The following is a 22,387-nucleotide window of genomic DNA, read 5'->3' as shown; positions in this document are numbered from 1 at the left end:
ATATCTAAAAAAGCTGATCAACCAAAATCAGGCTGATCCACACCAGCCATCGAACCAGCCATCGAACCAGCCATAAAGCCAGTTATTGAACCGAAACTAGGCCCATCTTGAGCCACAGGAGCCAGCCCTGGCAAGCGATCGGGCAGCGGATCGCGCTTCTTGCCATTAAACGCGATTAAAACTCCGCACAGAATTACGCTGTGCTTATGAATTCAGCATCTGAAATTTGAAAATTGTAATCAAGTCAATTATTTATTAAAACTTATTCTCAATTAGGATGAAGGTCAGGGTGTCAATCGCTACAGCCGCCAGCGGGTCACTCACTGGCTCTCAGGGCGGTGACTTGATTCGTTGCCCCCAAACCATGGCCCCATCACCAATTTTTGACCGTTGGCCCCACTAACCCCCACCCGCGATCGTTCCCTATCGGGATGGATCCAATCAGCAAGTTTTTGATCGTGAAGAAGTTACCGTCAAGTGCCACGCGCTGGCCAGAGCGTTTCTGGAGGCTGTTTCACCTCCGTCAAGCCCCCGCCCCTTCCACCTCGGAGCCAATTGATCGCTGGAGCCATCGGCCCACACAAGCCACCGAATGGTTGACCGTCACCCCAGCTCATCTCCCGTTTCAAAACACCCACCTCAAAACCACTCCCTTGACACCCTCTTGCTTAATCATGCCTGTCGCTGCTCGTCGAACCGATCGGCCGGGATCTGCGCCACCCCCACCCCCTGCCCCATCGCTAACACCTGTTCCCTATCGTCGTTACGGGCCCGTTGCCATTGCCTTGTTGGTGGGAGTGGGTCTGTCGGCCTGGGCGGCCAACTGGGCGGCCGATCGGGACTTGGCCCAAGCCCGCGCCCAACTGCAACAGCAAACCCAACAATTGGGCAACAATCTCCGTGATGATTTAGAACAAATTACCCGCACCACCCGCGCCGGGGCTTTGATGTTCGATCGCCGTCGCCCCGCCTCGGCCGCCGAATTTCAATCCATCAGCCAAAACCTTCTGTCCGATGTGGCCAACACGGCCGATACGGCTTGGATTCAGGCCGATCCCCAAACGGGGCCCTATGTTCAATTTCAACTGGGACAAGGCATTCAGTCCCTTGGCGGTCGGCAACCCGGTCAGCGAGCAACCATCCCCCCAGCCCTCAACAGTTGGCTGAAGCGGGCCCAGTCCTTTCAGCGGCCCTTGACGATGATTGTGTCCAATCCGGATCCTCGGCTGCTGACGGTGCAGGGAACCGACCAGGGTTGGTTTGTGACCCAAACGGAAATTACCCGATCGCTCCACCTCACCCGTGGACAAACGGGCGTGTTGGATTTGGATATTTTCCTGTTCGATCGCCCGGTGGATTATTTGCAATCCCAGTTAGCCAATCCCAGTAGCTTCGATCGCATCCTCCCGATCGCTAGCACAGCCCCTTGGACTGTTGGGGCCCAGCAGGCCTTGCGTTGTCCTTGGAAAGGCCCTTGGGATATTTGCACCCAATCCATTAACGTGGGCGATCGGGAAATGTCCCTGCTCGTTTTGCCCCATCAAATTTTTTCGCCCTTCCTGTTTCCTAACAGCATCGCGGCCTTTCTCGTGGGCTTAAGCCTCACCGCCAGCATTGCCGCCTATCTTTTCAACAATATTCGGCGAGTGGTGGTGCAAGAATCGCTCCTTAACCAAGTGATTTACAGCAACCAACAGCTTCAGGAATCTCGCTTGGCCCTGCAAGATCGCACTGAAGATTTAGAAACGGCCCTTCAAGAACTGCAAGAAGCCCAAGCACACCTCATCCAAAGCGAAAAACTATCCAGCTTAGGGCAATTGGTGGCCGGAATCGCCCACGAAATTAATAATCCCGTGAGCTTTGTCCATGGCAATTTGCATCACGCTTCGGAATATGCCACGGAACTTTTAGAAGCCGTAATTGCTTATCAAGAGAGGATCGATCGCCACAACCAGCAATATTCCAAAACCCCTCATTTCGTCCCGATCGCCCATCCCGAGACCCTTGATTTAGATTACATTGCCGATGATTTTCCCAAGCTGCTTACCTCCATGCGCGTGGGAACCAATCGAATTCGGGAAATTGTGAAATCCCTCAGAATCTATTCCCACGTCACCACCGAAGCCAAGGAACCGGCCAGCCTCCACGAGTCCATCGATCGGGTTTTGATGATCTTGAGCCATCGGATTCAGGAGCTAAAACCCGATCTCAATATCATTCGTCAAAATGGCTCTTTACCTGCCATTGACTGCACGATCGGGCAAATTGATCAGGTTTTAATTAATCTGTTGGTCAATGCCATTGATGCGATCGAAGAACGCTGGCAAACAGCTCCCCCGGCCCAAGAATTACCCACCCTGACGATCACGACCCAAACCCTCAATTTGTCTTGGATCAAAATTGAAATTACTGACAACGGTATTGGTATGAATGAGGTGACCCGCGCCAAATTATTTGACCCGTTCTATACCACTAAGCCCGTTGGCAAAGGCACAGGATTAGGCATGGCGATCGCCTATCAAATTATTGTGGAGCGTCACTACGGCTCGATCGACTGTCGATCGATTCCCCACCACGGCACAACCTTTGAAATTAAACTGCCGATCACCAGAGACATCGCCAGCGCCGCCACTTCTGCCTGATTGATCAGCCACTTCAATAGGGGCTGATACCCAATGGCTCCAGGTTCAGGTGTGCCGCCGCTGCGGCCAGAGCCGCGCGATCGCGCCAATTGTCCACATGGGGCAAATAGCCCAGCACCGGCACATGGGTCAGGCTTTCAATCAGACCGATGGGGGCTAAAGCTTCTCGATCGGCCGCGCTCACGGCCGTCACTTCATTCAGCACAATGCCCCGCAGCGGAATTTGGAATTGACGAGCCAGGGCCACATTCGCCACCGTTTGGGCGATCGCCCCCAACTTGACCGACACCACCAACACCAACGGCAACCGCCAAGCGGCCACCACATCCGCAAAGGTCAACTCCCAAGTGACCGGCGACCCCAAGCCTCCGGCCCCTTCAATCAAAATGAAGGAGCGATCGCTCTGGAGGGTTTGCAGAGCTTGCCAGGCCAAGGCCAGGTCGATCGTTTTGCCTTCCCGTTCCGCCGCGATCGGGGGAGCCAAGGGAGCCTGTAGCCGAATGGGATTAAAGGATTCGGGGCTTTGATGCAAATCCGCAAATAATTCCCCATAAATTTCCCGATCGCCCTCCCCGGACTGCACCGGTTTCAGCAGGCCCAAGGCCCCTTGTTTTTGACAATGCTGCTGCCAATAGGCCGCCAGTGCCAGCACAAAGACCGTTTTGCCCACTTCCGTATCGCTCCCCGCGATCGCCAGTTGCTGCGGTCGTCTTTCACTCATTCCCATTCTCCTGTTGGTTTAGCGTGCTTCCATCGGCTTCAGCACTACTCAGGCTGATCGCCTTGCCGCTTCTCGCTCCAAGGGTTTGATCACGGTTGCTACCGAACCCGCACGGCAATCTCAAAGGGCATTTCCAAATCCGAAGACACTTCAATGCCGTAGTTGCCGCCCACGGGCGCTTCCAAACTGACGGATCCTTCCAGTCCTTCCATGTCCGGAATCGGGCCATTGGGGCCAAACACCGTGGCTCGCAAACCGGAAGGAATACTAATTGAAATTTGCTGACCCGCCTGGGCTTCAAAACCAAAGGTTTGGGGAACCTGGGGCTGAGTCACACCTCGGAAGTTGCGCGAGGTGGGTTGGCGGGTTGGTTCTGGGCTGGGGCTGGGAGTTGGCTCCGGAGTCGGGGTGGGCGTTGGCGTGGGGCTTGGCTCCGGACTGGGGGAAGCGGGAGCCGCCGCTAGCCGTAAGCGCAGGCGGTAGTCTCCCCTGGGCGCACCGGGGGCCACGCGCACTTGCAGGGCATATTCACCAGCCACGGCAATCACGCCATCCCATTGGCGCAGATCCCGGCTCGATCGATCCGCCGGGTCACCATCGGGAGCCAGGAGACTAGCAATCACGTTATTGCCTGCCACGGAAATGCTGAGGGGTTGCTCAGCGCCGGCCTGGAAACGATAGATCAGGGTTTCGTTTTCACCCAGGGTGCGGGAATCTTCAAAATCCCCGGCGGGCTGAAGGTTCAACCGCTGGGTGGAGACCACAGGCGAGGCGATCGGGCTAGGGGACGGGGTGGGGGATGGCGTGGGGGAAGGGCTAGGCAGCGGCGGACTTTCGGAAACCGTCGCGGTTGGTGTGGGGTTGCTGTTGTTGGGCGATCGGCTCAGGAATTGATTCACCAGCGACCAGGAACCCACTCCCGTCCCCACCACCAACAACACGCCTAACACCGTCACCGCCCAAGGGTTATCCATCAAGGATCCTCGGGGTTCCACGCTCCAATCGGGGCCGGGAGCCGGGGCCGGTGCGGGCGATCGGGGGGCGATCGGAGGCGGCGCAGCCCGACCCACCACCACCGTCGCCATGGTTGAAGGGACAGTTCCCGTGGGATTAACGGCTGGGGCCGGCGCTGCCGGAGTTGGGGTTGAAGTGGAGGGCGGCTGGGCCACGGGGCGGGCCGTCGCATCCAACGTCACCTCCTGCAACGCCTGAAGCACCAAGGAGGCAGAGGGATAGCGCTCCGTCGGTTGATAGGCCAACATCCGTCGTAGCAGATCTCCCAAGGCCGGCGTGAGGGGCACATACTGATCCCAATGCCAGGTAAGGGTGCGATCGTCTAGCAAATCCTGGGGTTCTCGCCCCGTCAGCAACACCAACACCGTGGCGGCCAAGGCATAGAGATCGCTGCTGGGGTAAGCGCGGCCGGTTTGAATTTGTTCGCTGGGGGCATAGCCGCTCTTACCAACGGTGGTGGCCTGCACGGCCGTGGCTCCCGGTTGTTGAAAGCGGGTGGCCATTTCTTTGATGGCCCCAAAGTCAATCAACACGGGCAGTCGATCGTGCTCCCGCAGAATAATGTTTTCCGGCGAGATATCCCGGTGAATGATCCCCAAATTGTGCAGGTAGCTCAACACGGGGAGCAACTGTTGCAAGAGGTAGAACACTTCCCCTTCCGCAAAGAGCTGGCCATGGTGCAGGCGGCTATCTAGAAGCGATCGATAGGTATTGCCCTGCACGTAGTCCTGCACCAAAAATAGGCGACCCTCCGCCTCAAAGGTGGCCTGAAACTTGGGAATTTGTGGGTGATTGATTTGGTAAAGAACCGCTGCCTCGCGCCGGAACAGTTCATTGGATTTTTCGAGGGCGTAGGCATCGCCCACGGGCGGCGTGAATTCCTTGAGGGCACAGCGCTCGCCAAATCGCCCCAAATCCTCCGCCAGGTAGGTGCGCCCAAAGCCACCCTGTCCCAACACTTCCACAAGGCGATAGCGATTTTGGAGAACAGTTCCGGGGGGCAGGGACGGTTGCATGGGACTCGGGGCGATCGAAGAACAGTTGAAATGGCAATTCAGTCAGGCAATAGTCAGGCGATGATCGAGCAAAAACTCAGGCGAAACTCAGGCGAAATTCAGAAAAAACCAATTTACTCCGTGACTTGCATCGCCCCATTGGACTGATCAATTGTTTGATCGAACCATTAAAGGAGTCGGGTGATTTTGATTGTTCAGACGCAACCGGCGCTAAAACCAATTTATAGGGCTGAATGAACCGATCAGGCTTGGGGCGATTAGCGGCATTGTTGTCACCCAACCCCCATTTCCCCTGATTATCCCAGGTCTGCGATCAATCAATCGCCCGGCACAACCGCCCAAGAAACTGGGCGGCGGTTGTTGGTTGAAGATCCATTGGGTTGGATCTCCATTGGCTAGCGATTCCGCTGAGTCCCTAGCCGCTTCCTTGGGGGTAGCAAGTTGAGCCGCATCTGCCGCCAGATGCAGCCTGGGCTTGTCCCGTTGCGATCGACTCGGGAACTGGCCAGAACTCGCGGTGGCCCGCACCACCAGTCAGGGTTTTGCCCCTGTTTGGGGTTGGGCTGGGTGTTAAATTGCCCGTTTGGGCAACCCTCGGGACTCATCCTAGCCGATCGGGCTAGGGGATGGTCGATCGCCCCATTGAACTCGTTAAACTGCCCCCGTTTTCTGTCACAATTGCCGCCCGATCGTGCAAAGGTTAATCAACAGTGATTGATTTTCTGTCATCTGCTCAAATTCTCTGAAAAATGTGAATCCATTCTAGAGGCTGTCATACAATGAACAGATGCTACTCGGATTCAAAACTCAACTCAAGCTCAACAACCAACAACGCACCGCATTAGCTCGCCATGCCGGTGTTGCACGTCATGCTTGGAATTGGGGATTGGGACTGACTAGAGACATCCTTGATCACAACCGATCAAATACTGACGAAAAAATTAAATTCCCATCGGCCATTGATTTGCATAAGTGGTTGGTAGCCTTGGTGAAGTCTGAACACCCTTGGTACTACGAAGTCTCCAAAAGCGCACCCCAAAATGCTTTACGTCATTTACGGGTGGCTTGGGATCGATGCTTCAAAAAGACTTCAGGCGCTCCTAAATTCAAGAAAAAGGGTCGCCATGACTCCTTTGAACTGGATGGAGCTATTCATATCAAGGGACTGAATAAAATTCAGGTTCCTAAGATTGGCATCCTGAAGACCTATGAAGCATTACCTCAAAATGTTCAACCTAAATCAGTCACAATCAGCCGCCGAGCGAATGATTGGTTCATCTCGTTTCGGATTGAGATCGAACCCGTCATCACACCTAAAGCGGTTGAAATTGTTGGTGTTGATTTGGGTGTCAAGTCCCTAGCAACGCTCAGCACTGGAGAAGTGTTTGAAGGCGCTAAAGCCTACAGACAACTGGAGTCCCGGCTCTCTCGGTTGCAATGGCTAAATCGTCACAAGCAACGCGGGTCTGCCAATTGGAAAAAGGCTCAATTGAGGATCGCCCGGTTGCATCAGCAAATCGCCAATATCCGTAAAGACACCATCCACAAACTCACGACCTACCTCGCCAAGAACCACGGCGTGGTGGTCATTGAGGATCTGAATGTGTCCGGAATGATGGCGAATCACAAGCTAGCCAAGGCGATTCAGGATATGGGGTTCTACGAGTTTCGGCGGCAACTGGATTACAAGACAAAGTTGTATGGCTCTGAACTGGTGATCGTGGATCGCTGGTTTCCATCTAGCAAGACTTGTTCCCGTTGCGGCAAGAAAAAAGAGACCCTATCGCTGTCAGAGCGGGTGTTTAATTGTGACCACTGTGGATTGCAAATTGATCGCGACTTAAATGCCGCAATCAATTTGAAAAAGGCGGCCAGTCCGGTCGTGTCAGTCTGTGGAGCGGAAGAAGCCGACTTCGCCGCAATGAAGCAGGAAGTTTCCTGATTACTGCATTTGCTAGTCAATTGCAGCAATTGTTAGTGAATTAGTGACGGACGCAAATCCAAAGAAAATTGGAAGGAAATGCTAAGATTGCCATGAACGCGCTTCGAGGGTCTGCCGTGATTTGCTCTGCGACTTCTCCGCTGCCGACTTCGCATCGCGAAGTGACGGAAAAGAGCCGACTTCGCATCTTCTCAGGATCGGCAAATGTCGCCTTGGCCGAAGAAGTTGCTGCATACCTGGGGTTACCGTTGGGACCAATGGTTCGCAAACGGTTCGCCGACGGTGAGCTTTATGTTCAAATTCAGGAGTCAATCCGGGGTTGTGATGTTTATCTGATCCAACCGGTTTGTCGCCCTGTGAATGATCATCTAATGGAATTGTTGATCATGGTGGATGCTTGCCGCCGGGCTTCGGCGCGCCAAGTCACCGCTGTGATTCCCTACTACGGCTATGCCAGGGCCGATCGCAAGACGGCCGGCCGGGAATCGATTACGGCCAAACTGGTGGCGAATCTGGTTGTGAAATCCGGAGCCGATCGGGTGTTGGCCATGGACTTGCATTCAGCGCAAATCCAAGGCTATTTCGATATTCCGCTCGATCATGTTTTTGGTGCGCCAGTCCTGATCGACTACCTCGAAAGCAAGAACCTGTCGGATATTGTCGTGGTGTCGCCCGATGTGGGCGGGGTGGCGCGGGCCCGGGCCTTTGCTAAGCGCCTGAACGATGCGCCCCTGGCGATCATTGACAAGCGCCGCCAAATGCACAATGTGGCGGAAGTGCTGAACGTCATTGGTGACGTGAAGGGCAAAACGGCCGTTTTGGTGGATGACATCATCGACACAGGCGGCACGCTCACGGAAGGGGCCCGGATGCTGCGTCGGGAAGGGGCACGCCAGGTTTATGCCTGTGCCACCCATGCGGTGTTGTCTCCTCCGGCGATCGAGCGCTTGTCCAGTGGGTTATTTGAAGAGGTGATTGTCACCAACACGATTCCGATGATGGATCACCACCATTTTGACCAGCTCACGGTTTTGTCGGTGGCGAATGTGCTGGGCGAAACCATTTGGCGCATCCACGAAGACACGTCAGTTAGCAGCATGTTTATCAATGACTAATATCCATGATTCAAGGATGCGCCTGCGGAGCTAGCTGACTGGGGCTGAGATTCACTGATGGATGGTGGAGGGAGCGAGTTCGTTCGGAAGGTGGCTTCTGGCCATTGCTCCTGCAAGAACAAAATTCCTCAGCATTGTCCTAAAACTCAAGGGTGACGGACGATCGACCGAGAAACCCAACGGGGGCATTCACGGTCGATCGTTTGTTTTCGCTGGCTTTTCGGAATTACCATTCGGAATTGCCATTGGGTGTGATCGAGCGCGATTAAGCGTAATTGGGGGCGATCTCGACGACCTGAAGACGACCTGAAACTGTTGATTAACCCATTTCGATGCAGGGGGCCATCCAAAACCTGGCTAATGCCCTATGTTGCGAATTACAGCCTTCAGGTAGATTGGTTGGGATTTTCGATTTTGTATTTTCTGAAGGATGAGGATTAGCCATGGATATTTTTCCGGCGATCGATCTGTTGGGTGGACGTTGTGTCCGGCTCTTTCAAGGTGACTACGATCGCGCGGAAACCTTTGGTGATGATCCGGTGATGGTTGCCCAGCGGTGGATGACGGCGGGGGCCAGTTGGTTGCACCTGGTTGACTTGGATGGGGCCAAAACGGGAGAACCCGTGAATCTCCAGGCGATCGCGGCTATTACCCAACAACTGGGCGATCGCCCGATTCAAATTCAAGTGGGAGGCGGCATCCGAACCCGCGATCGCGCGGCCCGCCTGTTTGAACTGGGGATCACCAGAGCGATTGTGGGAACCGTGGCCGTGGAGCAGCCGGACGAAGTGGCCGCCTGGTGCGCGGAATTTCCCGGGCGGATCGTAATTGGCATTGATGCCCGCAATGGCTGGGTTGCAACCCGGGGTTGGCTGGAAACCTCCGAAGTGCGAGCGGTGGAATTGGCCCAGCGCGTTCAGGACTGGGGCGCGGCGGCCATTGTTTACACGGATATTCACCGGGATGGCACTTTGGCAGGCCCCAACAAGGAAGCCCTGCGCGAGCTGGCGGAAGGGATTTCCATTCCCGTGATTGCCTCCGGGGGCATCAGTTCCGTCACCGATTTATTGGGGCTGCTGGCCCTGGAGCCGGTGGGAGTCACGGGGGCGATTGTCGGTCGCGCCCTCTACACCGGCAACGTGGATCTCAAGGAGGCCATCCAGGCGGTGGGCCCGGGCCGAATTCAAGATCTCCCCCTGAATTTTGGTCAGGAGGCGATCGGGTAACTCAGCCATTGAGGCAGCCCCGGAATCCAATGCGATTGAGGGGGCCATCCGCAGCGATCGCCCAATCCTTGTTAATCCTTAGCCCTAACCCTGAGCAGCAGCGGGGCGCAGAATCACCAACCCATAGGCCTGGGGATTCAAATATTGCTGGGCGGCCCGCTGCAAATCTTCTGGGGTCAGGCAACGGACAGCATCGGGATATCGCAGGGCCGCGTCCACATTGCCCACCAAGGTTTGGTAGTAGCCATAGAGGTTCGATCGATTCGCGGGGGTTTCATTGCCAAACACAAACCCATTAGCCACCCGCGCCCGCACCCGATCGACCTCCGCCATGCTCACCGGTTCCGAACCAATACGCGCCATGTGATCCTGCAAGCGGGCTTCCAGCTCTGGCAAATGCTCCGGCTCACAATGGGCGGCCAAATAAAACGTTCCTTGAGCACGGTAGGTCAAATTGGTGGCCGAAACCTTGGACACCAATCGCCGCTCTTCCCGCAAGTCCCGCACCAGGCGCGAGGTGCGGCCATGGCCCAACACCGCCGCCAACACATCCAGCGGATAGGTTTCCCGCAAGTCCTGTAGCCCCGGAGCGCGCCAGAGCATGATCAGGCGGGCCTGTTGCAATGATGGGTCAATGATTTCCCGGCGTTCAATGCGATCGAACGGCAACTCTGGGATCAACGATGGCGTGGCCACCGGCAAACCCGACCAGTCCCGATCGCGCCAGGCCTCGTTGAAGCCGGTTTCCAAAATCTCGAATAACTGCTCCGGCGGCAAATTACCCACCGCCACGGCCGTCACCGACTGCGGGCGATAGTGGCGATCATGGAAGTCCCGCATCTGTTGCACATCCAAGTGGGCAATCACTTCCGTGGGGCCCAACACCGGCCGGTTATAGGGCAAGGTCTCAAAGGCCAGGTTCATCACCGCTTGGAAGGTGCGACGGCGGGGATTGTCTTGGCTGCGGCGAATTTCTTCGAGCACCACATGGCGCTCCCGGTCAAATTCCGCGGCCGGCAACTGGGGCCGCAATGCCACGTCAAATTGCAAAGGAGCCAGGGCCGCAAAATCCTGGGGAGCGGCGGTCAAATAAAACTGGGTGTAGTCTTGGCTGGTGGCGGCGTTGGTGACCGCTCCGCAAGCTTCAATCCGCTGCTCAAATTCCCCGAGGGCGAGCCGATCGCTCCCTTTAAACACCATGTGCTCCAAAAAGTGGGCCATGCCATTAATGGGTTCAGGTTCGATCGCTGAACCAGCATTGACCCACAAACTGAGATTGACCGCCTCAACGGGCATCTGCTCCACAATCGCGAGTGCACCACAGTCTAACCGCCGAATTAACGGCCCAGTACGGACGGTTTCGATCGGCGGCAGGGCCGGGGCAAACAAGCTTGGCGACATCATTGGCTCAGCTCGCGGAAAGGTAGGATTTAGTTAGACCGCTATTAGCCTAGACCGATTTCACCTCACTGTGCTGGCTGGTGCGGTTACTAGCGGGATCGGCGATCGGGGTTTTGGGGGTGGGCGTTGTTTTCGTGGTCTCCCGAGGGCCGCGGGCCTCAATCAGGTCAATGGCACGGCTGACACTTTCCGGGAAAACCACCACTAACCCGCCATCCACCGCCCGATCGAGGGCTGTATTCACTGCCGTGGTTTCATCCAGGATGGTTTCAAACCGGCGAACCCGCGCGATCCCTTCTTGGCGAGCGGCAGTGATGCCCGCTTCGATTTGGCGAGCGGCGCTGCCCCGGGCCCGACCGCGATTGTCGTCATCTTCCTTGATCAGAATTTCATCGAACATTTGGGCCGCCAGCTTGCCCAGCAATTGGAAGTCCTCATCACGGCGATCGCCCGGGCCACCGACCACACCCACCTTGGTGCCGGGCCAGTTTTGGACAAACACGCCCACCGCTTCATAGCCAGCGGGATTGTGAGCGTAGTCCACTAGGGCGTGGTAGCGACCCAAATCAAACAGATTCATTCGCCCCGGGGTCTGCTTGGCACTGGACGTGAAGGTCATCAGGGCCTGACGAATTGCTTCAATGCGCACCCCTTGGGCAAAGGCGGCCAAACTGGCGGCCAGGGCATTGGCAATTTGGAAAGCGGCCTTTCCGCCCAGGGTGAGGGGAATGTTTTCGGCTCGATCGATCCGCAGGGTCCAATCACCTTTGAGAATCGACAGGTAGCCGTTTTCATAAACAGCGGCCAAGCCTCCCTGTCGGGCATGTTCCCGCACGATCGGGTTCTCCGGGTTCATGGAGAAATAGGTGACTTGGGCCAACACATGCTCCGCCATGGCCGCCACCAGGGGATCATCCGCATTGAGCACCGCATAGCCATCGGGGGCCGCGGCTTCCGCCACCACCGCTTTCACGCGGGCCATTTGCTCGATCGTGTCGATGTCCCCCAGACCCAGGTGGTCAGCGGCCACATTCAACACCACGCCCACATCGCAGCGATCGAACGCCAAGCCCGATCGCAAAATACCTCCCCGAGCCGTTTCCAGAATGGCCACTTCCACGGTTGGATCTTGCAGGATCAGGTTGGCACTTTGGGGGCCGGTGTTGTCCCCGGGTTCCACCATGTATTCACCGATGTAAGTGCCATCGGTGGTCGTGTAGCCCACCACTTGTCCCGTTTGGCGATAGATATGGGCAATCAGGCGAGTGGTGGTGGTTTTGCCGTTGGTACCGGTCACCGACACGATCGGCACATGGGCCGGCGACCCGGGCGGAAACAGCATATCCAGCACCGGTTCCGCCACGTTGCGGGGAATGCCTTCACTGGGCTGCACATGCATCCGGAAGCCCGGCGCAGCGTTCACTTCAATCACCACACCCCCGTTTTCGCGCAGGGGGCGGGAAATATCGGGCGTAACAATATCGATCCCGGCAATGTCCAGGCCAATGATCTTGACCACTCGTTGGGCTAACCAGATGTTTTCCGGGTGAATTTCATCGGTGCGATCGATGGCAATGCCGCCGGTACTCAGGTTCGCCGTGCCTCGCAAATAGCAAATTTCGCCCCGATCGAGCACAGTATCGAGGGTCAGGCTTTGCCGCTCCAGCATTTGCTCCAAGGGGCGATCAATCGTGATTTTGGTGAGCACATTATCGTGGCCACTGCCCCGACGCGGATCGCGATTGGTTTCGTCAATCAACGCCTGAATGGTCGATCGCCCATCTCCAATCACCCGAGCCGGTACGCGCTCCGCCACGGCCACCACCTGACCATTGACCACCAACACCCGGTGGTCATTCCCCTTATAAAACCGCTCCACCAAAATCGTCTGGGACTTGGAATCGGCCATGGCCATTTCGTAGGCTTCTTCTGCCGCTTCCCAAGATTCAATGTCCAGGGTGATCCCTCGGCCATGGTTGCCGTCCAAGGGCTTGATCGCGATCGGGTAGCCACCGACCTCCTCGATCGCATCCTGTAGCTCGTCTAGGTATCGAACCGTTGTCCCCCGAGGAACCGGCACGCCCGCATCGGCCAAAACCCGCTTGGTGCCGTCCTTGTCGCAGGCCAACTCCACCGCCAAAATTCCCGTGCGATCGCTCAGGGTCGCTTGCACCCGCTTTTGGCGAACCCCATACCCCAACTGAATCAGGGAGCGTGCCGCCAACTGCCGCCAAGGAATTCCCCGGCGCTCTGCCTCGCGCACCAGGGATTCCGTGCTGGGGCCAAGGGCTTCCTCTGCCCGAATTTCCTCCAGATCCTGCAAGTCTTGCTCCAGCTCGGCCCGGGGATAGCTGCCCGAGTCCACAATGCTGCGGCACAGACGCACGGCCGCTCGGGCCGCATACCGCCCAGCCCGCTCGTTTTCATACTCGATCGCCACCAAATAAACCCCTGGCTCTGAGGTTTCGCGCGTGCGCCCAAACCCCACGGGCATCTGCGTCAATTCCTGAAGTTCCAGGGCCACATGCTCCACGATGTGCCCCATCATCGTGCCTTCGCGCACCCGCTCCAGAAAACCACCCCGCTTGCCCCGCGAGCAGTGATGCTCCATTAAGCTGGGCAGGGCTTCCACCAGTCCTTCGTAGAACCCCGGAATCTCGTTGGAGGGGCGATCAGCCAAGTCCGCCAAATCCAAACGCAAAACGACAAGCTTATGGCGGCGAATGCTCCAATAATTGGGGCCGCGGAGCGTCTGGACTTTCAGGATCTTCATCGGAGGCAGTGTTGAGGAAGGTTCAAAAAGAACGGGGAGATGCGTGACCCAACCGTCATCTAACGAGTCAGCGACACCGAAGGATTAGCTTAGTCTCAGTGCTGACGATGATACTGAACTGTTCCTGAGGAACAATTTTTTCAGAATTCTTAGCTGTCAGGTTAGCCGCTTGGTTCACAAACAGCAACAGAGGCCAAGGGGAATGGACGGGGATTGATCGCCCAAAATGGCCAAGGTGTTGTCTAGTGGGAGATAGACCCGATCGGCAAAGCCTTGGGGCCGCCCTGTGATCACGCCCTTGCGAGCCATATTGGCGATCGAGCGGGTCTCCGAATGGGGATCAAAAGAAATCTGGAAGAATGGGCGGCGTGATCCGGATTCGCCGGTTCCCGAGCTGGGTCTGGATCGGCCGGGGCCGGGGCGGTTTAAGATGAAATCGCGTTGGATTGCTCGCTAGCCAACCCGCTAGGCGGCATCTGAAATTATTAGTGATGCGGGTCAGTGATGCGGGTCGTTGTGATTGTCGCGATCATAACGATGCTGTCAATCATTAACAACTAATCCCGCGTGTAATCTAATCCTGCGTGTCATCCCTCGTGATTGAGGACGCAGCAGTCCTTCATGCTCCGTTTTGCAACGCCCGATCGAACTCGAAACCCATGCAATTTTCGTCCCTGAACCGCTCCACTTGGAAACGCCTCGCGATCGCGTTGTTGCTGACGGTTGTGGTGGCGCTGCAAGCCTGCGCCGCTCCGGCCAGCGGCTTGAAGGCCTACATTGATGCCACCAAAGGCTATCGATTCCTGTACCCGATCGGGTGGGTGGCCGTCAAAGTGGCCGGCGGGCCCGATGTGGTCTTCCATGACCTGATTCAAGAAACCGAAAACGTCAGCGTTGTGATCAACCCCGTTCCCAGCGGCAAAGCCCTGCCCGATTTGGGAACTCCCAGCGAAGTGGGTTATCGCCTTTCTAAGAGTGCGATCGCCCCGCCCGGCTCCGGACGCACCGCCGAACTGGTGAACGCCGAGGCCCGAGAAGCCAACGGCAAAACCTATTACTTGCTGGAATATGCCGTGAAGCTGCCTAACCAAGAGCGCCACAACCTGGCCAGCGTTGCCGTTAGCCGTGGCCAGCTCTACACCTTGAACATTTCCGCCTCCGAAGGGCGTTGGGACAAGGTGAAAGACATGTTTGAAACGGTTGTTCGATCGTTCTCCGTAGACTAGGCAACTTGGCCTCAGCCGGGGCGACAGCGACAACCAACGGGCGATCGGCCGCACTCAGGTGATCGATATCGGTGGCGAAGTGGCGATCGAACCTCAATGGCAGTCAACTGGATAGCGCTGGATAGCGATCGATCGCTACCGCGTCAATCATTCAGACAGGGCAATGGCAAGGCTGTTGCCCTGTTTCCTTGGTAGGGTCTGGGCAATCCTGACCAAGGCCAACCGCCACCCTTTCACCCGAACTTCCGCCGCTTCCTTATCCGTGGATTCACCCCCGATTCACCCCCGTCAACCCCATCTCCTAACCTGTCGATTACTAACTGACCAAGACTATGCCTAACCCCTTGCAACTGGTGTTAGCTTCCGCCTCTCCTGCTCGCCGCAAACTCCTCCAGATGGCAGGCATTCCCCCGATCGTCTGTCCCAGCGATTTCGATGAAGATTCCGTCACCGTCTTTGATCCAGGACAACTGGTGCAAGTGCTGGCCCAGGGCAAGGCACGGGTGATTGTCAATCGGCTGCGGCAGGAACCGGCCCTGCGGCAGTCCCTATTGGGATCCCATGAACTGGGTAGCTCGATCGTGGTTTTGGGTTGCGATTCCGTGCTGTTGGTGAATGGGGAAGTCTATGGCAAACCCGACTCACCCGCCGAGGCCATGGAGCGCTGGCAACAGATGCGGGGGAAAATTGGTGATCTGTACACGGGCCATGTGCTGATTGATTTGGCGAGCGATCGGGAGTTGATCCAGTCCGCCACCACCCGTGTTCATTTCGCAACCCCCACCGATGCCGAAATTGCGGCCTACATCGCCACGGGCGAACCCATGCAATGCGCCGGGTGTTTTGCCCTCGAAGGTCGCGGCGGCCTGTTTGTGGAGAAAATCGAAGGCTGCCACATGAATGTGATTGGCCTCAGCTTGCCCCTCTTGCGTCGCATGTTAGGGGAGTTGGGATACGACGTAACGCAACTTTGGCAAACCCCAGCCCTTTAAAGACAAACTGGAATCGCTGGCGGCTGCGTCGGCCCCTGAAATGGGGGCCGGCTTTAGTCTTGGGCCCGTTGTGCCAGATTCAGATCCAGTCCCGATCCAGTCCATACCCAGTCAATTTCCATCAATTCCAGCAACCCACTCCAGAATTTCAGCCTGAAATTCAGCCTCAGCGGTGGATCTTGGCATTCAGGAACATTTTTAGCCTTTCTGTCGCTCAATCCACTGGTGACACGGGAGCTAAGGGCGGTACGATTGAAATTTAGGGGCAACAAGCATCAACTTTTCAGTTTTGATCGACATCACCGGCCGGCGATCAAAACGGAAAAATTGCGACCTATCCAAACCAACTTCGTGCAAAGTAAACAGAGCCGGATTGGTCATTTTGTCTAATGGTGCGGTAGTTTCTGCCAGCGCTGCGATCGGGATTTTCACGACTGTTTTGCAGCGCTTCAACTGGTCTGAATCCCACCAGCAAGTTGATAATTAAAATCTGGCATTTACGGAAGCGAAGTTTCGATGTTTAGGGGGATGGGGTTGCATCGCCAGCCATCGATCGCCGCCGACGAGGTTTAAGCATGTGTTCATGAATTTTTCCAATTCGGCCAGTGTGCCCAATCGCCCACCCACAGCTTCCGGCTCCAACCACGAATCGGTTCCTTCCGAGTCACAGTCTCTGATTGTGGCGCTGGTTGGAGGCAATGAGACTTCAGAACGCCTGATTTGGGAATCTCTGATTCAGGAGTCTGGCCATGTGTTGTTTGATCACTGGACGATCGACTCTTTAGCCCAATTGCGATCCCAAACGGATCCACCCCTGCGTGAGCTGGCTAAGGTGGAACTGTTGGTGCTGTTGGTGATGCCGGAAACGGTGAAGCCAATGCTGGCACTAGTGGATTGGCTATATCGCCAATCGGGGCTGCCCTCTTTGGTGGTGGTGATGCGTCCCCTGCCCTCCTCAATCGCGCCATTGGTTTCAGCCCTCACCCATGGCGGCATCTGGGGCGTGGTGGGGTTGCCTTGGACTCCCGAGCAAGGGCGGGCCATGCTCGATGCGGTGAGCAGCCGATGCTTGGCCGATCGCGAAGCCCGGCGCTGTCAGGTGTCGTTGGAACAGCAATTGATCGATCGCAACCAACTGGCTGCGATCGCCCTCCATGACTCCCGCAGCGCGATCGGAGCCATCCAATCCTATGCCCAACTCATGGATCGGTTTTGGGATCATTGGCCCGCCGAACAACAGCGAGCCTACCTGAAGCGGATCGGTTGTTTAGCGGAAAAAACCCTTTCGGAATTTAACGATCTCACGGTCTTAATTGAGGCTGATTCCGGTCGATTGCGGTTTGAACCTGCCTGGTTAGATGTCTCTGCCTTGCTGAGGGAAGTGGTCGATCGTTGCCAACAAATTGCACCCGCCCTGTGTCACATCACGATCCACGATCGCCTAGATCATTCTCAAATTTGGGCCGATGCTCGCCTATTTCGGCTGATTACCAACAACCTCTTGGACAATGCCGTCAAATATTCACCAAATGGCGGCACAATCGAGGTTTTTCTATCGCAACAAAGTAACTTCCTACTCCTACAGGTTCGCGACCACGGCATCGGCATTTGTAGCACCGATCAGGAACGGATTTTTCAACAATTTACCAGAGGATCCAACGTTGCTGACATTCCCGGCACTGGATTGGGTTTAGCCATCATTGCCCAGTGCGTTCAATTGCATCACGGCAAAATTGAACTCGATAGCGAATTACAGCAAGGCAGCCTATTCACCGTTTGGCTACCGATGATTGCACTAGGTTCTACCAATCATCACGCTGCTTCCGGCTTTGCGGATGGCTAACCCACGCTTACCGTTTCAACCCAAGTTCGTTGCAAATTTTGCAAGTGCCCGTTTTCAATTTCGCCAACGCTTGATGAACTCAAGTCATTAGCGCCAGTACCCAAATCCCAAAAGTTGTTGCCTTTTAACTACATATTCTCTGGTGAATTATTCAAGCTTTTATAAGCCAGAGAGTTTTTCAAATTAAGTTCAAAGGCAACGACTTTAGAGGGTAGTTCGAGAAGAAGCACGATCCAGATTAAAAATCAGATCAACCATAATTGAGTGGCAATTCATTCATGCCAGATTAAAAATCAGTTCAACCATAGCTGGATAACAATTTATGAATAATCTTAATGACTGATTTGATCAAAAATCAATCGAATTTGATTGATTAGTACCGTATTTTTACTGAACTTCTATTAGCTGATCAGATCAGGCATTCAGATCAGTTGATGAAAGCTCCTTGAATACTTGAAGTTGATTGATAATCGCCTTACGATCATCAACACCAGATGAGGTGGTCGCTGCGTGTCTCAACTGACTCTGACTCAGTGCTATCAATTACTAGAAGTTCAGGCTGATGCATCAATCGAAGCAGTCAAGTTAGCCTATCGCCAATTAGCCAAAGTTTGGCATCCCGATCGATTTACTGAGGATCCGGAGCTATGCAAGATCGCAGAAGCAAAACTCAAGCAAATTAATGCGGCTTATCGGCAAATCAAGGAACACCTGACCCAAATCGGCACTCAACCCGTAACCAACCAGCCTTCACAACCGCCGTCACCCGCCACAACCCAAGGCACAACAGCTAGGGCTAATCGTGTTCGGGTCTCATCCCGGCCTGGGCCTGCCCGATCGCCTGCTCAAATTTTTTATGGCTATGCGATCGACTGCATGGCACGAGGGAGCTACACGGCGGCCCAAAACTATCTGAACGACGCAATTCTCCTAGAACCGGACTATTTAGCAGCCTATGAGTTGCGCTATGAAGTGGCTAGGCGCAAGGGGTCTGATTATCTGGCTCGACAAGATTGGCAAAAAATTCAGGAACTGCAACGGAATCGAAAGGCACGCCAAAAGTCTAGTGCGCGCCCTCCTGCGCCACCGGCCACCAACACCCCCGAATCCATGGTGGATCGCTTCAGCGCCGTGCGCGGGCCAATCTTGAACCATCAGGGCCCGGTCATCGCCATGGTCTTGGAAGCTTCGGGATTACGGCTAGGAACGATCGGCCATGATCGATGGCTGCAACTACAGGGCCTTGATGCTGCGGCAAATGGATCACAATCACGGCAATTTGAGGGAGAACTAACGGCGCTGGCGGCGAGTCGGGATGGGTATCTGTGGGCGATCGGTTCTGCCAATGGTGTGATTTGGATTTGGGATGGTCGGCGGCAACGGGTGGGGGCAACACTGGATGAACGGTGGTTAAACTTCGGGGCTGGGATTAACGCTTTGAGGTTTGCACCTGACGGGTTTGGATTGTGGAGTGTTGATACCCAAGGAACGATTTGCCATTGGGACTTGAAAGCGGGGCGATCAACTTTGCGGTGGTCAGCCACCGAGCAACAGTGCTCTTCGGAAGTACGCGCACCGCAAGGATCTGACTTGAACGCTGTGATTAGTGCCTGCGGTCGGTCAGCATTATTGGGCGGGCAGTCCTGCGGGCTACAGTTGCTGGATTTACAACAGTCCAAAATTCAGCGGCGATGGTCACTCTCACAGCCGGTGAATGCTCTGGCTTGGAGTCCCGATCGACGGGCGATCGCCCTAGCCCAAGGAGCAACGATTCAACTATCCCTGGCCTCCCCCAAACCCACTACCCAATTGTTACAGAGCCATCAAGGGTCAGTGCGAGCGATCGCGTTTGCTCCCCATAGCACTTGGTTCCTCAGCACAGGAGATGATTGCACGCTTCAGTTTTGGAACCTATCGACCGATCGCCCGCTAAAAACCCTGAGTTTGCCAGCGCCTGGCCGGGCAGTGGTCACCGATGGCAAACGGATCTTCTGTGGCTTGGAAACGGGAGCTGTCATGCTTATTGGAGAGTAGGGTTTGCAACTGGCTGAACTCCCACTTTTCTCCCTTCGCGATTGTTGCGATCATGCGATCAAGGGTGATCAATGGGGTTGGAGGCGCGGATCCAGATCCTGAAGTGCTGCTGGGGGCATGGTGGCGAAATATTGATGGTGAAAGCGCTCTTCTTGGACGATCGCCCAAAATTGGGCGATCGCCCGCGATCGGGTGGTCGCTTCAGTTTCCATCGCATCCAAGGCTTGGGGTTGAAACCTCAGGTGGCAATCCTGCTCCCTTGGGTTCAGGCCGATCGCCGCCAGGGCATTGAGGCCGAGTTCAATTGCTTGGGGGCTGAGGGCTAATCGCGCTGATAAGACTGCTCGATCGACGGTTTGGCCGGTGCGGCTGAGATATTTCGCCATCCCCAAAAGGGTTTGCCAGGTGCGATCGGGGCTGGGTTCCAAAATTGGCTGATAGGTCAGGGCGATCGGGCGTTGATCGTCTAGGGCTTGGCGGGCGATTTGCTGCCAGTCTTCCCAACGGGTGGGGCATTGATCAACCCACAACATTGCGGTGGGCGATGGCAATTCGGCGGCAGGTAACCCTTGCCGATAATCCCAAACGGGAATCGTACCAGCGAGATCGCGCACCAAGGGGCGATCGGCTGGGCGCACTGCCAAGGGCCGCAATTGATAGCACTTATCGCGGGCATTGAAATCCAACTCCGCCACCAAGTCACAGAAACCCTTGGGAATGGCTTCCGGCAAACAGTCCCACCAAATGCCCGGGAAAGGTTCGGTAGCCGAATCATCTTGAATTTCAAAGCGGGTGTAGAGATACCGCAATTTTTGGGATCCCAGGTGCAGGCGGCGGACTTGCAGGTTTTGGAACCGAACTTGCCGAATCAGCAAACGCGGAGCCGGGTTTCCCATGCCGCAAGGTTCCAGCCACTTCAGGGCTTGAAACAGGGCCCGTCCCCGATCGAGCAACAGGTCTGCCACGGTGACGGTCAAATCGGCCGTGATGGGCTGGGGCGATCGGGCTGGGCAGCGTTGACGCACTTCCCGTTCCAGGGCTTGGGTAAACAAATCCAGATTGGCCACCGGCAAAGCCAACCCCGCTGCCAGGGGATGGCCCCCAAATCGATCGAGCAAATGGGTTTGTTGCTTCAGGACTTCATAAAAATCCAGACCCGGGAGCGATCGAGCGGATCCCTTCGCCATGTCGCCTTCCAGGGTCAGCAACACCACGGGGCGGTTAAATTCCTGCACCAGTTGACCCGCCACTAGCCCCAAAACGCCCAAGGGCCAACCCGCTTCCGCCAACACAATCACGGCGGTGGTAGACCAATCGGCGGCGGCCAGGCGCGATCGGGCCCGCCACAGCACATCGTTTTGCAGGGCTTTGCGGCGACTGTTGGCCGCTTCCACTTGGTCAGCTAATTGGCGACACCGATCGCGATCACGACTGGTCAGCAGTTCAATGCAAAAGTGAGCATCGCCATAGATGCGGCTGGCCGCATTGATGCGCGGCCCCAGGCCAAAGGCAATATCAGAGGGGCGATCGCCCGTTTTCTTGCATCGCTCCAGCAACAGTTGCAATCCGGGGCGATCGGTTTTTTGGAGATGCTGCAATCCCACTTGGGCCAAGTACCGAGCATCGCCCCGCAGTTCCACCAAATCCGCAATTAGCCCGATCGCCACCAGATCCAGCAAGGCCGAGAGGGGCTGTTGGGGAACCGTGGGCAAGGCTTGGTAAAGGGCTTCCACCAATTTGTAGGCCACGGCCACACCCGAAAGACTGGCCAAGGGCGAATCGATCGGGAGTGCGCGCGGGTTCACCAACGCCACCAAGTCCGGCCGTTGGTCGGGCAAGCTGTGGTGATCGGTCACAATCACTTCCAAGCCCAAATCCCGCGCGATCGCCAACTCCGCCAGGTTGGTGCTGCCCGTGTCGCAGGTCACGATCAGTTGCCAACCGGCCGCCGCCAGGGCCGCCAACCCCGATCGGGATAACCCGTGGGATTCTTTGAGGCGATCGGGCACAAAATAAGTGAGCCGATCGCCCTGGGGAAAAAACTGCCCCAACCCGTCCCACAGCACCGCCGTGGCCGTCACGCCATCCGCATCAAAATCTCCCCAAATGGCCACCCGATCGCCCCGTTCATGGGCCAACACCAACCGCGCGATCGCCTGGGCCATTTCGGAGCCAAACCCCTCCGGCCCCGTGGGTTGATAGTGCTCTGCCGAGAGCCACCCGGCCAAGGTGCGCGGATCACGCCAACCTCGTTCCCACAACACTTGGGCCAGCCACCGGGCCCGATCGCCTTGCGGTGAACGACTTTCTTTGAGATCCGCCGCCTTCGGGTTGCCCACCTGCACCGCATCCAGGCGATCGAGCATTGATTGCACCGCCGCCACCCAGTCCACCGGGGGAGGTTCGATCGGGAATTGCCAAGCCGCTTCAATATCCATGGGC

The 22,387-nt window shown here is 56.1% G+C and carries 15 protein-coding genes; 8 read left to right on the top strand and 7 right to left on the bottom strand.

What is annotated here, in order from left to right:
- Positions 1-674 precede the first annotated feature (674 nt).
- Positions 675-2,642, top strand: coding sequence for a sensor histidine kinase (locus H6G53_RS16345; RefSeq protein ID WP_190534769.1), 1,968 nt, complete (start codon positions 675-677; stop codon positions 2,640-2,642).
- A 13-nt stretch (positions 2,643-2,655) separates the two neighbouring features.
- On the opposite strand, the gene bioD is transcribed toward H6G53_RS16345, so the two are convergent.
- Both bioD and H6G53_RS16335 read right to left on the bottom strand, forming a co-directional pair.
- Complete coding sequence (bioD, locus tag H6G53_RS16340; protein WP_190534765.1) at positions 2,656-3,363, bottom strand: dethiobiotin synthase; 708 nt, start codon at positions 3,361-3,363, stop codon at positions 2,656-2,658.
- Positions 3,364-3,461: 98 nt separating this feature from the next.
- Complete coding sequence (locus H6G53_RS16335) at positions 3,462-5,393, bottom strand: serine/threonine-protein kinase (protein WP_190534762.1); 1,932 nt, start codon at positions 5,391-5,393, stop codon at positions 3,462-3,464.
- A gap of 787 nt (positions 5,394-6,180) precedes the next feature.
- Between H6G53_RS16335 and H6G53_RS16330 the strand changes: the two genes are divergently transcribed.
- The 3 genes from H6G53_RS16330 to hisA all read left to right on the top strand — a co-directional run bounded on the left by H6G53_RS16330 (position 6,181) and on the right by hisA (position 9,676).
- Positions 6,181-7,335, top strand: a complete 1,155-nt coding sequence (locus tag H6G53_RS16330) for an RNA-guided endonuclease TnpB family protein (protein ID WP_190534759.1) — start codon at positions 6,181-6,183, stop codon at positions 7,333-7,335.
- Between the two features lie 92 nt (positions 7,336-7,427).
- The gene (locus tag H6G53_RS16325; protein WP_190356020.1) at positions 7,428-8,450 is read left to right on the top strand and encodes a ribose-phosphate pyrophosphokinase; all 1,023 of its coding nucleotides are present in this window, start codon (positions 7,428-7,430) and stop codon (positions 8,448-8,450) included.
- Positions 8,451-8,893: 443 nt separating this feature from the next.
- Positions 8,894-9,676, top strand: coding sequence for a 1-(5-phosphoribosyl)-5-[(5-phosphoribosylamino)methylideneamino]imidazole-4-carboxamide isomerase (gene hisA, locus H6G53_RS16320; protein ID WP_099532160.1), 783 nt, complete (start codon positions 8,894-8,896; stop codon positions 9,674-9,676).
- A gap of 84 nt (positions 9,677-9,760) precedes the next feature.
- On the opposite strand, the gene H6G53_RS16315 is transcribed toward hisA, so the two are convergent.
- The 3 genes from H6G53_RS16315 to H6G53_RS19035 all read right to left on the bottom strand — a co-directional run bounded on the left by H6G53_RS16315 (position 9,761) and on the right by H6G53_RS19035 (position 14,159).
- Positions 9,761-11,080, bottom strand: coding sequence for a pitrilysin family protein (locus tag H6G53_RS16315; RefSeq protein WP_242030774.1), 1,320 nt, complete (start codon positions 11,078-11,080; stop codon positions 9,761-9,763).
- A 46-nt stretch (positions 11,081-11,126) separates the two neighbouring features.
- Entirely contained in the window at positions 11,127-13,850 is a 2,724-nt protein-coding gene (gene cphA / locus H6G53_RS16310) for a cyanophycin synthetase (protein ID WP_190527049.1), read from the bottom strand.
- Positions 13,851-14,024: 174 nt separating this feature from the next.
- Complete coding sequence (locus tag H6G53_RS19035; protein ID WP_255407483.1) at positions 14,025-14,159, bottom strand: hypothetical protein; 135 nt, start codon at positions 14,157-14,159, stop codon at positions 14,025-14,027.
- Between the two features lie 350 nt (positions 14,160-14,509).
- Between H6G53_RS19035 and psbP the strand changes: the two genes are divergently transcribed.
- A complete protein-coding gene (psbP, locus tag H6G53_RS16305; protein WP_190534756.1) occupies positions 14,510-15,076 on the top strand; it encodes a photosystem II reaction center PsbP in 567 nt (188 codons plus the stop codon).
- A gap of 332 nt (positions 15,077-15,408) precedes the next feature.
- Positions 15,409-16,068: a nucleoside triphosphate pyrophosphatase gene (locus H6G53_RS16300; RefSeq protein WP_099532157.1), complete on the top strand. Its 660-nt coding sequence runs from the start codon at positions 15,409-15,411 to the stop codon at positions 16,066-16,068.
- Between the two features lie 237 nt (positions 16,069-16,305).
- Here the strand turns inward: H6G53_RS16300 and H6G53_RS16295 are convergent, their stop codons facing one another.
- Positions 16,306-16,500 carry a hypothetical protein gene (locus tag H6G53_RS16295; protein ID WP_190534753.1) on the bottom strand — a complete coding sequence of 65 codons (195 nt, stop codon included), beginning with the start codon at positions 16,498-16,500 and terminating at the stop codon, positions 16,306-16,308.
- Between the two features lie 151 nt (positions 16,501-16,651).
- On the opposite strand from H6G53_RS16295, the gene H6G53_RS16290 reads away from it, so the two are divergent.
- Positions 16,652-17,911: a sensor histidine kinase KdpD gene (locus tag H6G53_RS16290; RefSeq protein ID WP_099532155.1), complete on the top strand. Its 1,260-nt coding sequence runs from the start codon at positions 16,652-16,654 to the stop codon at positions 17,909-17,911.
- A gap of 510 nt (positions 17,912-18,421) precedes the next feature.
- Positions 18,422-19,945 carry a DnaJ domain-containing protein gene (locus H6G53_RS16285; RefSeq protein ID WP_190534751.1) on the top strand — a complete coding sequence of 508 codons (1,524 nt, stop codon included), beginning with the start codon at positions 18,422-18,424 and terminating at the stop codon, positions 19,943-19,945.
- Positions 19,946-20,013: 68 nt separating this feature from the next.
- On the opposite strand, the gene recJ is transcribed toward H6G53_RS16285, so the two are convergent.
- On the bottom strand, positions 20,014-22,383 hold the full coding sequence (recJ, locus tag H6G53_RS16280; protein ID WP_190534749.1) for a single-stranded-DNA-specific exonuclease RecJ: 2,370 nt from the start codon (positions 22,381-22,383) through the stop codon (positions 20,014-20,016).
- Between the last annotated feature and the right edge of the window lie 4 nt (positions 22,384-22,387).

It is taken from the genome of Limnothrix sp. FACHB-406, assembly GCF_014698235.1.
Lineage (GTDB): Bacteria > Cyanobacteriota > Cyanobacteriia > CACIAM-69d > CACIAM-69d > CACIAM-69d.
This window is presented reverse-complemented; position numbering and strand designations above follow the sequence as displayed.